The 13150-nt window shown below is 72.0% G+C and carries 7 protein-coding genes and 1 pseudogene; 4 read left to right on the plus strand and 4 right to left on the minus strand.

The genetic code is table 11. The features are described 5' to 3' along the window. Positions 1-26: 26 nt before the first annotated feature. Positions 27-854, minus strand: a complete 828-nt coding sequence (locus NMK34_RS10795; RefSeq protein WP_318333260.1) for an alpha/beta fold hydrolase — start codon at positions 852-854, stop codon at positions 27-29. A 96-nt stretch (positions 855-950) separates the two neighbouring features. On the opposite strand from NMK34_RS10795, the gene NMK34_RS10800 reads away from it, so the two are divergent. Next, the gene (locus NMK34_RS10800; protein WP_318333261.1) at positions 951-1985 is read left to right on the plus strand and encodes a sigma-70 family RNA polymerase sigma factor; all 1035 of its coding nucleotides are present in this window, start codon (positions 951-953) and stop codon (positions 1983-1985) included. A gap of 30 nt (positions 1986-2015) precedes the next feature. On the opposite strand, the pseudogene NMK34_RS10805 reads toward NMK34_RS10800, so the two are convergent. Next, positions 2016-2249, minus strand: a pseudogene (locus NMK34_RS10805) (hypothetical protein); the annotation flags it as partial. A gap of 252 nt (positions 2250-2501) precedes the next feature. Here NMK34_RS10805 and NMK34_RS10810 point away from each other — a divergent pair. After that, positions 2502-2993 carry a winged helix-turn-helix domain-containing protein gene (locus tag NMK34_RS10810; RefSeq protein ID WP_318333262.1) on the plus strand — a complete coding sequence of 164 codons (492 nt, stop codon included), beginning with the start codon at positions 2502-2504 and terminating at the stop codon, positions 2991-2993. A 158-nt stretch (positions 2994-3151) separates the two neighbouring features. Here NMK34_RS10810 and NMK34_RS10815 read toward each other — a convergent pair whose 3' ends face one another. Further along, the gene (locus NMK34_RS10815; RefSeq protein ID WP_318333263.1) at positions 3152-7549 is read right to left on the minus strand and encodes a S8 family serine peptidase; all 4398 of its coding nucleotides are present in this window, start codon (positions 7547-7549) and stop codon (positions 3152-3154) included. A gap of 259 nt (positions 7550-7808) precedes the next feature. Between NMK34_RS10815 and NMK34_RS10820 the strand changes: the two genes are divergently transcribed. Then, complete coding sequence (locus tag NMK34_RS10820) at positions 7809-8378, plus strand: winged helix-turn-helix domain-containing protein (protein ID WP_318333264.1); 570 nt, start codon at positions 7809-7811, stop codon at positions 8376-8378. Positions 8379-8632: 254 nt separating this feature from the next. After that, entirely contained in the window at positions 8633-11863 is a 3231-nt protein-coding gene (locus NMK34_RS10825; RefSeq protein WP_318333265.1) for an Ig-like domain-containing protein, read from the plus strand. Positions 11864-11926: 63 nt separating this feature from the next. Here NMK34_RS10825 and NMK34_RS10830 read toward each other — a convergent pair whose 3' ends face one another. Next, positions 11927-12973, minus strand: a complete 1047-nt coding sequence (locus NMK34_RS10830; RefSeq protein WP_318333266.1) for a zinc-dependent alcohol dehydrogenase family protein — start codon at positions 12971-12973, stop codon at positions 11927-11929. Positions 12974-13150: the final 177 nt, after the last annotated feature.

Below are 13150 nucleotides of genomic sequence, written 5' to 3' on the forward strand. Positions count from 1 at the left end.
TACGGGACGCGGCACACGCGCGCGGGTCAGCGGCCCCGGTCGAGGAAGTCCAGGGTGACCGCGGCGAACAGCGGCGACTGGTCGATGTCGTAGTGGGTCAGGCCGGGCAGGATCGCCAGCGCGTGCCCGCCCGCCGGGCGGCCCTCGCCCGTCCAGCCGCCGTCGCGCCGGCCGCCGTCGAGCAGCCCGAACACCTCGACGAAGTGGCTCGGCGGCGCCATGTCGGCGTCGGCGGCGACCACGAGCGTCGGCACCCGTAGGGCACGGACCTGCTCGGTGAAGTCGAAGTCCTCCCGCATCGCCTCGCCGATCTTGTCGAGCAGCCGGGGGAAGTCCTCCGGACGCGGCGCGACCCGCTGGTACAGCTCGTACATCGGGGTGTCCTTCATGTACTCGGCTGCCGCGCCGTTGACCTGGCCCTGCTGAGCCAGCAGTTCCGGGTAGACCGCGTCGCGGCGGATGTGCGCGGACGCGGCGACCAGCCGGCCCACCTTCTCCGGGTGCCGGAAACCGGTGTGCAGGGCGACGCCGCCGCCGAGGGAGAAGCCGACCACGTCCGGGCGGTCCAGCCCGAGGTGGTCGATCAGCGCGGCCACGTCGTCGGCCATCAGCGCCATGTCGAGCGGCCGGTCCACGTCGGCGGTGCGGCCGTGCCCCTGGAGGTCCACCACGATCACCTGGTGCGTGGCGGCCAGCGTGGGCAGGATCGGCGCGAACATCTCACCCGAGGTGAGGCCGCCGTGCAGCAGGATCATCGGCCGGCCCTCGCCGTGCGTCTCGTAGTAGAGGTGGACGCCGTTGACGTCGGCGTACCGCCCCGGGGCCTGTGGGTCGTCGCGCTGCGCTGTGGTCATCGGTGCTCCTCGGACGTGGTGACCTGACGGCTGTCAGACCGGCCGGGCGGCACCGACTCATCGGTGCGGGCCCCGACGTGCTCGCATTGACGCAGCATGTGGGCTAGTTTCGGCGGGGTGAGCGAGGTGGCGAGCGTCCCCGTCGAGGCGCAACTCGAGGAGTACCGGTCGGAGCTGACCGGCTACTGCTACCGGATGCTGGGTTCGGCCTTCGAGGCCGAGGACGCGGTACAGGACACATTCGTCCGTGCCTGGCGTAATTTCGACAAGTTCGAGGGGCGGTCCGCGCTGCGGACCTGGCTCTACCGGATCGCGACGAACGTCTGCCTGTCCATGTCCACCAGCGCGCAGCGCCGGGTCCGGCCGATGGACCTCGGTCCGGCCGGCGTCGGCACCGCCACCCACCCCGGCGAGCCCCGCCCGGAGCAGATCTGGCTCGGCCCGGCGCCCGACGACCGGGTGCTGCCGGAGGTCGCCGACCCGGCCGAGGTGGTGGCCGGCCGGGAGTCGGTCCGGCTGGCGTTCGTCGCGGCGTTGCAGCACCTGCCGCCGAAGCAGCGGGCCGTGCTGATCCTGCGCGAGGTGCTGGCGTGGTCGGCCCAGGAGGTCGCCGACCTGCTCGACACGTCGGTGGCGAGCGTCAACAGCGCGCTGCAACGGGCGCGCGCCACGCTCGCCTCGGCCGACACCGAGGCCGACGTGCGCCGGCCGCTCGACAGCGAGCAGCAGGCGCTGCTCGCCCGCTACGTGCGGGCCTTCGAGGCGTACGACCTGACGGCGCTCACCGCGCTGCTGCACGAGGACGCGACGCTGTCGATGCCGCCGCTGCCGCTGTGGCTGCGCGGCCCCGAGCACATCGCGGCGTGGATGGCCGGCACCGGCAGCGGCTGCCGCGGCTCCCGCCTGGTGCCGACCGCCGCCAACGGGATGCCGGCGTTCGGGCACTACCGGCGCGACCCCGACGGCTCAGGCCACGTGCCCTGGGCGCTGATCGTGATCGGCGTCTCCGGCGGCCGGATCACGTCGCTCAACAACTTCCTCGACGTCGACCGCCTGTTCCCGCTGTTCGGGCTGCCGGACCGGCTCGAGGAGGGTGCCGGCCAGCCCGAGCAGGCCGGCGATCTCGCGTAGGTCGTCGCCGGCCCCGCGTACCTCCAGCCGCCAGCCGAACCGCCGCGCGGTCAGCCGGATCCGCGCCAGCACCTCGACCGTGACCAGGTCGGGCGCGCTCACCGCGGACACGTCGCACACCACCACGCCCCGGTCGCGGCCGCGCAGCGCCTCGGCCAGGTCGGCGCAGCGGGCCGCGATGTCCGCGCGGGTCGGCGTCCCGTCGGGCAGGCAGAGCAGGTGGGTGATCACACGCATTGGACCGCCGTACGCCCCGTCTCTCATCGGTACGCGCGTGCCGGACGCGGCCCGGCGCACGTTGCCTCGAACACCTTGTTGCACGCAGTTACATCGACGTTAACTGCTATACCAATCATCGGTGCTCGGCTATATGATCCCGGTAGTTCACCCCGAAGCCTCACGAAACCGCAGCTCCCGCACCCCTCGGGTCGAACTCCGCAAGCCAGGTGCCTCCGCAACGTCGTGCCTGGCGGCCGCCCGGCGTTGTGGTTCGGCCTGCCGGAAAGGTGGGAACGGATGACAGGGCTCCCGTCCTTGGTCATCGGCATCGCGTCCTCGTCGGCCGAGCGCCGGCAGCTCGCCCAACTGCTCGGCGGCACCGAGTCGTTCCTGATCGTGTCCAGCGCCCATCAGGCCCGCCGCTTCCTCGACCTGGTCCGCCGGCCCGCGCTGGCCCCGGCGCCGCAACCGCCCGCGGCTGACGAGGCGCCGGCCGAACCGCCCCGGCGGGATCTGGCAGTCGACTCCGACCGGCGGGTGCTGCGCTGGCGGGAGCGGGAGATCGGGCTGACGCCCTTGGAGCACGACCTGATCGTCTGCCTGACCGGTACGCCCGGCCAGGTGTGGACGTACGCCCGGCTGCACCGCGCCGTCTGGGGCAACGACCATCTCGGACGGCGCTCCGACATGCACTCGGTGGTCCGCCGCCTCCGCCGCAAGCTGGGCCGCCTCGACGCCCCCGCCACGATCCACGCCGTGAGAGGCGTAGGTTTCCGCCTCACCCAGTAACCCCCGCCCGCCCTGGTTCGCCGCTGATCTTGCACTTGCGGCCCCTCGGGTGGGGCTTTTGTGTGCCTTGCCGGGGCAGCACGTGCAAGATCGACGGGGGAAAGGGGCGGCCCGCCCGGTGTGGATCGCCGGGCGGGCCGTCCTCGTCGGTGCTGAGGTCAGCAGCGGGTGGGGGAGAGGGTGAAGTCCTCCACCGTGGGCGTGCTGCTGTTGATCTTCGTCTGGCGCGTCTGGGGCTTCCAGCCGTCCTTCGCGACGATCAGCGTCAGCGGGTTGTTGCGCCGGTCCATCCAGTAGGCGTACCGGCCCTGGGCGTCGGTGGTGAAGGTGTACGAGTTCGCCCAGGAGTCGACCTGCACGGTCACGCCCGCCAGCGGCGCGGTGGCGCCCTGGCAGCTCTTGCCGGAGACCGTGCCGGACAGCTTGCCCCAGGTGGTCGGCGGCTGCGCGATCATCGTCACCGCCACCGGCTCCACCGTGTACGGGGTGTTCTCCTTGATCACCACGGAAGCGGAGTACGTACCGGGCTGGTCGACGCTCGCGGTCATGCCGACCGTGACGGTGACCTTCTCACCCGGTGCCAGCGTGACCTTCGACTTGTCGACGGTCAGCCAGCTCACGTCGGCCGCGGCCTCCGAGCACTCGCCGAAGCCGGGCAGGACCTCGCTGTCCTTGGTGGCCGTGAAGCCGCCCGACGAACCACCGATCTTGTAGAACCCGCAGGCCGCGCCACCCCGGTAGCGGGGGGCGTTGGCGTTGGGCAGGTTGGCCCACGAGTTGGTCGCCGGGTCGAACGCGAAGCCGGCGTTGGTGATGGCGCCGCCCTGCGACCCGCCGACGACCAGCAGCTTGCCGTTCGCCACCGCGTACGAGGAGGCCCAGCTGTCGGCCGGCGCGTCCGGGATGGCGGTCCAGGCGTTCGCGGACGGGTCGAAGGCGTACCCGACCTTCTGCGACGTGGTGCCGTCGTTGCCGCCGGTGCAGTAGACGGTGCCGTCGATCCCGCCGCAGGACAGGAACGCCACCGACTTCGGGTACGCCGGCAGCGTCTCCCAGGCGTCGGCGCCCGGGTCGTACCGGACCACCGAGTTGGCCATCGGCGTGCAGCTCGCGGTGGTGCAGCCGCCGATCGCGTACAGCTTGCCGCCCGCTACCGCCTGGCCGGCCGCCGCGCGCGGCGCCGGGTTGTCGGCCTTGCGGGTCCAGGTGTTCGCCGCCGGGTCGTACGAGAAGGTGGCGGCGTCCGGTCCGGCGGCACCCCAGCCACCGGTGGCGATGATCTTGCCGTCGAGCACGCCGACCGTCATGGCGTTACGCGCGCCGGGCAGGTCGGCGATGCCGGTCCACGCCTGGGTGATCGGGTCGTACCGGTAGTTCTTGGCGCTCGACGCGGTGCCGTCGCCACCGGCGATGGAGTAGACGGTGCCGTCGACGGTGACGACCCGGTTGTCCATCACGTTCGCCGGGTAGCCCGGGATGGTGGTCCAGGGGTCCGCCTGCGGTGCGGCGGCGGCGATCGCGTTCGACGACTTGCCCGACGAGCGGGCCGCGAACGACGTGGCGGCGGTCAGCCGCTGCGCCGGCGCGCCGGTGGAGCCGAGCAGGGCCTGCTCGGACAGCCGGGAGCCGTCGGCCCGTTGCAGTACGAACCCGCCGTCGCGCTCACTGAACTCGGCGGTGACCGGGGCCCCGCCGGTGTTCGTGACGGTGAAGGTTCTGCTGACCTTCCCGCTGGGCATCCGGACCGTGCCGGTGATCGAGGTCGGCTTCACCGACAGCCGGCCGGCGGCGAGCTGGAAGTTGGGCGCGGTGGCCCAGTCCTCCTCGACCGTCACCTGCTTGGTCTGGCTCACGTAGTTGCCGGCGTCGGCGGTGAACGGGTGCTTCCCGGTCAGCGACGAGAACATCCAGTAGAAGCCGTCGGGCAGCTCGGTGTCGTCGGGCGTGGCGACTGTGGTGGCCTTCTCCGCCGGGCGGTCCTTGCTGGTCACCGTGGCGCCGTTGACGTAGCTGTTGTCGTTCTTGTCGCGGACGTGGCCGAGCACCAGGCCGCCCGTGACCGGCTTGCAGACGAGCTTGCTGCCGATGAGGACGTTGTCGACCTGCCACCACCATTCCCAGCTCGCCTCGTAGTAGTGGAAGCGCACCCGCACCTGCGACTGGCCGGCCGCCTGCGGGATCGGCACCTCGGTCACCCGCGGGCCGCGCACGTCGGCGGCCTGCCGGAGCACGTTGCTCCACGTGGTGCCGCCGTCCAGGCTCAGGTCGACGTCCGCGCGGTCGCTGTTGAGCCAGTTGTAGTCCTGGTTGAACCGGATCACCGGCGTGGTCACGCCGGTCAGGTCGACCACCGGGCTGACCAGGGACGTGTCCTGCCGTCCGCCGCTGCCGTAGTTGTCGCTGTCGATGATGGCGAAGTTGCCGCTGCCGCCGGTCAGGTTGCCGCGCTCACCGGCGTCGGTGAACTCCCAGACCTGGCCGGTGCCGGCGTTGTCCACCACGCTCCAGCCGTCCGGGACGCCGGTGCCGTCGAACGTCTCGTACTCGCCGTCGGAGCTGACGGTGTAGCCGGGGGCGGTGGTGCACGCCTCCGGGTTCGCCTGCACCGCGATGTTGGCGGTCACGTTGCCCGTGCCGACCGTGACGTCCTTGGTGGTGGTCAGGTAGCCGGCGTACTGCGGCTCGACAGTGAGCCGGTACGTCGCCCCGGACGGCAGCGACAGGCTGTAGCGGCCGGTCGTCGGCGTCGTGTAGTCAGAGATCGGCGTGCCCTCGACGCTCACCTTCGCGTACAACGGCCAGCCGTGCCCGGACCCGTCGGTGACCTGCCCGCTGACCGTGACGCTGGGTACCGCGGTGAGCGCCACGTCGAGCGTGGTGGTCGTGTTCGCGGTGATCGTCGCCGACAGCGTGCGGGTCGCGTACCCGAACGCCGAGACGACCACCTGGTAGTCGCCGGCCGGCAGGAGCGAGGAGTACGTCCCGTCCGCGCCGGTGGTCAGCGTGCGGTCCGCCGCGCCGGACAGCGTGACGGTCGCGCCGGCGATCCCGGCACCGCTGGCGGCGTCGGTGACCTTCCCGGCCAGCGTGCCGTTGTCGCCGATCGGGGCGGCGGCGAGCAGCGCGAGCGCGTCCAGGCGGCCCTCACCGTAGACGTTGTTGTCGTCGGTGGTGCCGCCGCACTGCGCGTCGCCCTTGTCGATCGCCGTGTCGTCGAGCAGCGCGCGGGTCGCCGTGACGTCGCCGACCAGGGTGGGCGCCGCCGACCAGAGCAGCGCGATCGCGCCGGCCAGGTGCGGCGCCGCCATCGAGGTGCCGCTGATGCTGGCGTACGAGTCGGTCGGCACGCTGGAGCGCACGTTCACACCAGGGGCCGAGATGTTCGGCTTGATCTCGCCGCTCTGCCCGGTGCCCCGGGACGAGAAGCTGGCGATGTTGTTGTTGATGTCGTACGCGCCGGCCGAGTAGTTGCTCGCCAGGCTGCCCGGTGAGCCGCTGGTCTGGCAGGACGGGCCGTTGTTGCCGTTGGACCAGACGCCGAAGATGCCGGAGGCGTTCCACGCGTCGGTGACGTCCTCCATGAACGGCTCGTTCGACGGCGCCGTGGTGCCCCACGAGTTGTTGATGATGTTCGGCCGCTTGCTGGCGTCCGGGTTCTGCCCGTTGAGGTCGGTGGGCTCCAGCATCCACTGCCCGGAGGAGATCAGCGCGGCGTCGGACGGGCAGCACCCGTTCGCGGCGATCCACTTGACCTCGGGGGCGACACCGATCTGGTTGGCCCCGTCGGCGCCGGCCATGGTGCCCATGGTGTGCGTGCCGTGGCCGTCGGTGTCGCACGGCGCGGTGGCGCACTCGCCAGCGGCGTCGAACCAGTTGTAGTCGTGGTCGAAGGTGCCGTCACCGTTGTTGCCGCGGTAGGCGTTCACCAGCGCCGGGTGGTCGAACTGGACGCCGCTGTCGATGCTCGCCACGGTGATCCCGGCGCCCTTGACGCCGTACTGGGACCAGACGTCGTCGGCGTTGATGTTGGCGATGCCCCACTCCAGGGCGTTCGCCGCCTTCTCGTCGGTGCCCTTGGTGGTCTCCGGCAGCTTGTACTCCACCGGCGCGTACAGGCCGTCCACCTCGGAGTGGGCGGCGAAGTTCTGCGCCATGGTCAGCGAGCCGTCGGTGACCTTGATGGCGTTCGTCGCCCAGAAGGTCTGGTACTTCGTACCCGAGCGGTCCAGCTCAGCCCGGATCTTCGACTGGCTGTCGGCGGCGGTCTTCTTCAGCGCCGCCGCGACGGCGGCGCCGCGCTCGTTCCAGTCCTTGATCGCGGCGGCCTTGCTCAGGTCCGCCTTGGCCCCGAAGTGGATCCAGAAGTCACCCTCGCTCTTGCCCTGGAGCTGCCGGGTGAGTTCGGGACGGATCTTGTCGCCGGCCGACGCGCCCGCGCCCGTCTCGGCCTGCGCCGCCGTACCGGTCGCGGCCAGCGCGGTGGCGGCGAGCACCAGGGCCGCGCCCGCGCTCACCAGCCGCCGGGCCGGGCCCCATCTGTGTGGACGTCTCAGCATCGGTGCTGCCTCCTGTTCCGATGACCCGCTGATGATCGAGCCATGGCAGAAGGGCCAGGAGACGTGCTCTCCCGACTACGACACCGGTGTGAAAAGAACCCCCCAGGCCCCCTAGGCGCCGTGCGGGTCTGCGCCGGACGCCTGAGTGGACACTATGATCGACAGTAAGGAACGATCAATGACCGTACGTGAGCAACATGTCACCAACAGGCCCCCGGATCGAGCGGCCTGTTGACAGTTTTTGTCACGGTGGGGCGCGGTGACGACTGACGGCACGAACGCGGCGAACTCCGGCACCGACCCGTCGGAGCGCCCCTTCTCGCTCGTCATCGGGGTGACGTCGTCCCCGGCCGAACGGCTGCGGCTGACCGAGTTGCTGGACGGCGTCGCGCCCCTTCTGATGGTCGCCGATCTGGACGAGCTGCGCGAGTTGATCACGGATGCGCCGGCCTCGGCGCACGCGCCCGCACCGGCCGTCGCGCCGGCTGCGCACGTACCCCGGGACAAGCCGGCGCCGGACGGCGCGCTGGTCATCGACGCGGCCCGGTCGACCGCCCGGTGGGGCAACCGGGAGACCGCCCTGACCCGGCTGGAGCGTGACCTGCTGACCTGCCTGACCGTCGAGCCGGTACGGGTGTGGAGCTACGCGGAACTGCACCACGCGGTCTGGCGAGACGCGCCGACGCACGGCCGGGCCGACGTGCAGTCCCTGGTGAAGCGGTTGCGCCGCAAGCTCGACGAGCTGGGCACCGGCGTCACCATCGCGGCGGTACGCGGCGTCGGCCTGCGGCTGACCGACCACCGCCACCCCCGGGTACGGGGAGACTGACCCACCCTGGGTCCGCTGCGGGAAAGAGCACTTCACGGACCGGACGGCACGCACGGCCGGACGGTGACAGCCGGTGACCCGATCGGTGGAGGCGCCCTGCCGGTGTGGCCGGAATTGATGGCGACCGGTCGATTACCAGTGCGGCATATATCGCGAGAAGTATTTGCCTCCTACGGTGGCGTCCGGCACGCGGACGGAGGGGACTCGGGAATCACCCGAGGGGGCCGTCCCGGCGGACAGGGAGAGTTGTCTCGATGCGAGTTTGGCTTCGCGCGGTGGCGGTGCTCGCCGCCGGCGCGGTCGTGGTGGCGGGAGTGCCGGCGCTCGCCGCCACCGTCACCGTGCGGGACGCCGGTGTGGCCGGCCACACCGGCGCACAGGCGACGGGGAGCAGCGCCGCGCTCGGCGCCGCGCGTACCACCGCGACCCGTGCGCTGGTCACCCCCGGGGACACCCGGCTGATGCCGACCACGCCCCGCACCGACACGCCGCGGATCACCAACGGCGAGATCACCGACATCGAGGTGATCGGCAACCGCGTCTTCATCGCCGGCACGTTCACCTCGATCGCGAACGTCGGCGGGTCCGCGATCGCGCAGCGGTCCCTGGCGTCGTACAACCTGGACACCGGCAAGGTGGACACCGGGTTCAAGCCGGTCATCGACGGCGCGGTCGCCGCGGTGGAGGCGTCGCCGGACGGCTCGTCGCTCTACATCGCCGGCGCGTTCAACACGATCAACGGCGTCACCAAGCGCAAGATCGCCCGGCTGAACCCGACCACCGGCGCGCCGATCGCCGCGTTCACCGCCACCGCCAACGCGCGGGCCACAGCGCTCGCGGTCAGCGGCAACGCGGTCTACGTCGGCGGCCAGTTCGCCACCGTCAACGGCGTCAGCCGCAGCGGCCTGGCCGCGCTCAACCCCACCACGGGCGCCGTCGACACCGGCTTCAACCTGCCGCTCACCGGCGGCATCGGCGTCGGCGGCATGCTCACCGTGCAGCAGCTCAAGCTCACCCACGACCGCAGCAAGCTGCTGGTCGTGCACACCGGCCGCCAGATCGCCGGCCAGGACCGCTACGGCGTGGCGCTCATCGGTACGGCGAGCAAGGCGCTGCTGCCGTGGCGTACCCGGCTGTGGGAGGACAACCTCTCCTTCGTCGGCGGCATCCAGCGCGTCTTCGCCGGTGACATCGCGCCGGACGACTCGTACTTCGTGGTCACCAGCGGCTCCGGCGGCGACCGCCCGCCGATCAACGACACCGCCATCGCGTACCCGCTGACCGGAAACGACAACGTCGAGCCGCTCTGGATCTCCCGGCACTTCGACAGCATCTACTCGGTCGCGATCACCGACACCGCCGTCTACGTCGGCGGCCACTTCAGCTGGCAGGAGTCGCCCACGTCGAACGTGCCGTGGCCCGGCCTGGACAACGTCGGCTACGGCACCGGCCAGGGGCTCAGCGGCTACGGCCTCGGCGACCAGGTGGTCCGCCGCGACCACCTCGGCGCGCTCGACCCGCTCACCGGCACCGCGCTGGAGTGGAACCCCGGCTCCAACTCGTACGAGGGCGAGAAGGCGATGCTCGCCACCTCGCGCGGCCTGCTCGTCGGCGGCGACGGCAACGTCAAGGGCGGCAAGACCACCGGCCGGGTGGCCTTCTTCGACCTGTCCAAGCAGCCCGCGCCGGCGGCGCTGGACACCACCGTCACCACGCCGATCGAGGGCGCGGTGAAGCCGGCCGGCGAATCGTTCACGATCAGCGGCCAGGCGCTCGCCCCGGCCGGCGTGGCCCGTGTCCAGCTGGAGATCCAGGACCGCAACAGCGGCAAGTACCTCCAGGCCGACCTGACCACCTGGGGCGCGTTCAAGGCGATCAACACGACGGTCGCCGCGCCGAACGCCACCTCCACCACGTGGAGCCTGCCGGTGACGCTGCCGGCCGGGGTCTACCAGTTGCAGGCCAAGACGTTCGACCGCAAGGGAGCCGGCGACACCACGAAGGCGGTCAAGAAGATCGAGGCGTTCCGCTTCGACGACCTGCCGCCGACGACCCGGATCAGCGCGCCGTCGGCCGGCCTGCTCGCCACCCAGACGTTCGTGGCCTCGGGCACCGCCACCGACGACAAGGGCGTCAACTCGCTCATCTACTCGTTCCGCACCTCCGACAACCGGTACCTCCAGGACGACGGCACCGTCGCCGCCGTCTACAACACCTTCCGCGGCGAGCCGGACGTGATCGGCGCGACGTCCACCACCTGGCAGTACGAGGTCACGCTGCCCACCGAGGGACAGTGGAAGATGACCGCCACCGCCGTCGACACGACCGGGCAGAGCGACCTGCGCGGCGACACCCGCGACTGGACCGTCTCGGCCAACGGCGTACCGCCGACGGTGGCGATCACCTCGCCGGTGGCGATGACGCCGCCGGGCAACGCCGTGCCGTTCACCGTCGCGCCCGGCGGCACCGTCACGTTCGCCGGTACGGCGAGCGACGACGACGCGCTCAAGTCGGTCGAGATCTACCTGCGCAACAACACCACCCGCGAGGCGCTCGCCAGCGACGGTACGTGGGGCGCCGACTCGGTCGCCGGCTACCACCGGATCTCGCCGACCAACCTCGACGCCGCGACGTTCGACTGGTCGTTCACCACGGTGCCGCTCACCCCCGGCGTCTACGACTTCCGGGTGCGGGCGACCGACAAGCTCGGCCTGACCACGTCCAGCACCAACATGGGCCGGCTCACCGTCACCGCCCAGGTGCCGGGCGACGCCTTCCCCAACGGGCTGCTCAGCTTCACCGGCACCAACCAGGACATCGACCAGCTGCGCCTGGACCTGACCGGCACCGCCACCGACGACAAGGGCGTCCGGGCGGTCCGGATCGCGCTGCGCGACCTGGACACCGGCCGGTACGTGCAGCCCAACGGCACCATGGCCGCCGCGTTCGCCACGGTCGACGCGACGCTCGCCGCGCCCGGCGCGACCAGCACCGGGTTCACGCTCTCGATCGACCTGCCCACCCGGGGCACGTACAGCGTCGAGGCGTGGGCCGTGGACACGGCCGGTCAGCAGGACAACTCGACGAGCGGCGCGACCGCCCGTTACCTGGTCTACCCGGGTGACACCGACCCGACGCTGGAGCCGAGCATCACGCCGGTCGAGGGTCAGGCGTACACCGGTGGCCGGATCGTGATCACCGGCCGCGCCGTGGACGACGGCGGGATGCAGAAGGTCGAGGTGCAGATCGGCAACAGCGCCGGGCAGGGCATGAACTCGGCCGGCACGTTCGGCCGGGCGGGCGCGCCGACCAGCTGGCCGTGGATCGCCACGTTCCTCACCAGCCCGGGCTCGCCGGGGTCGAACTTCGCGTACACGTCGCCGGTGATCCCGGCCGGCACGTACACGGTGACGATCCGCGGCATGGACAACCGGGGGCAGTACCAGCAGCCACCCCGCACCGTCACGGTGACCGTCACCGACTGACCGGACGGCCTCGCGGGCCGGTCCGCGCCGGGTCTCCCGGCGGCGGGCCGGCCCGTGCCCGTCTCAGGGCCGGATCAGGCACATCCCGGCGGTGGCCGGCCGGTCCATCGTGGCCAGCGCGTCAGGGGCGGCGTCCAGGTCGATGGTGCGGGTGACCAGCTCGGCCGGGCGCAGCACCCCGGCGGTGACCAGCCGCAGCATCTCCGGGTACGCGTGCGCCGGCATGCCGTGGCTGCCGCGCAGCTCCAGCTCGTACGCGATCACCAGGTCCATCGGCAGCGCCGGGCGGCCCTGCGCGGCGGGCAGCAGCCCGACCTGCACGTGCCGGCCGCGCCGGCGCAGGCCCTCGATCGACGCCACGCAGGTGGCGTGGCTGCCGAGCGCGTCCAGCGACAGGTGGGCGCCCCCGCCGGTGGCCTCCCGGATCGCGGCGGCCACCTCGCCGGGACCGCCGAGCGCGCTCGCGTCCACGCAGACTCCGGCGCCACTGCGGCGGGCCAGTTCCAGCGCGGCGGCGGAGACGTCCACGGCCACCACCCGCGCCCCGCTCGCCGCCGCGACCATGACCGCGGACAGGCCGACGCCGCCGCAGCCGTGCACTGCCACCCACTCGCCCGCCGCCACCCGGCCCTGCGCGACGACGGCCCGGAACGCGGTGGCGAAGCGGCAGCCGAGCGCGGCGGCGGCCGCCTCGTCCAGCTCGTCCGGCAGCCGGACCAGGTTGACGTCGGCGTGCCGTACCGCGACCAGCTCGGCGAACGAGCCCCATCCGGTGAAGCCCGGCTGGGTCTGCCGCTCGCAGACCTGCTGGTCGCCGGCCAGGCAGGACGGGCACCGCCCGCACGCGCAGACGAACGGCGCGGTCACCCGGTCGCCGGGCCGCCAGCCGCGGACGTCCGCGCCGGCGGCCACGACGACACCGGCGAACTCGTGCCCCGGTACGTGCGGCAGGCGGATGTCCGGGTCGTGGCCCTGCCAGCCGTGCCAGTCGCTGCGGCACAGGCCGGTAGCGCCGACCCGGACGACCACACCGTCCGGCGCCGGCACCGGGTCGTCCACCTCCCGGACCTCCGGCCGCACCCCGAACCGCTCGAACACCACCGCACGCATACCCCCGATCCTCACACCCCCACCCCGCAGTCCTCCGCCCTCGCCCTCCCACACACACCCGATCCCCGCGATCTTGCACTTGCGGCCTTGTCGATGTCGCAGATGTCCCATCTGCCCGGGCCGAAAGTGCAAGATCGCCGACGAGGGGCCGGGGTCAGCCGTCTATCTCATCTGGTG

Source organism: Micromonospora sp. BRA006-A (assembly GCF_033433935.1).
Classification (GTDB): domain Bacteria; phylum Actinomycetota; class Actinomycetes; order Mycobacteriales; family Micromonosporaceae; genus Micromonospora; species Micromonospora aurantiaca.

What these genes read in the sequence shown, in the direction of transcription:
- NMK34_RS10795 (WP_318333260.1), bottom strand. Translation starts at nt 854, where the DNA reads ATGACCACAGCGCAGCGCGACGACCCACAGGCCCCGGGGCGGTACGCC.
- NMK34_RS10800 (WP_318333261.1), top strand. Translation starts at nt 951, where the DNA reads ATGTGGGCTAGTTTCGGCGGGGTGAGCGAGGTGGCGAGCGTCCCCGTC.
- NMK34_RS10810 (WP_318333262.1), top strand. Translation starts at nt 2,502, where the DNA reads ATGACAGGGCTCCCGTCCTTGGTCATCGGCATCGCGTCCTCGTCGGCC.
- NMK34_RS10815 (WP_318333263.1), bottom strand. Translation starts at nt 7,549, where the DNA reads ATGCTGAGACGTCCACACAGATGGGGCCCGGCCCGGCGGCTGGTGAGC.
- NMK34_RS10825 (WP_318333265.1), top strand. Translation starts at nt 8,633, where the DNA reads ATGCGAGTTTGGCTTCGCGCGGTGGCGGTGCTCGCCGCCGGCGCGGTC.
- NMK34_RS10830 (WP_318333266.1), bottom strand. Translation starts at nt 12,973, where the DNA reads ATGCGTGCGGTGGTGTTCGAGCGGTTCGGGGTGCGGCCGGAGGTCCGG.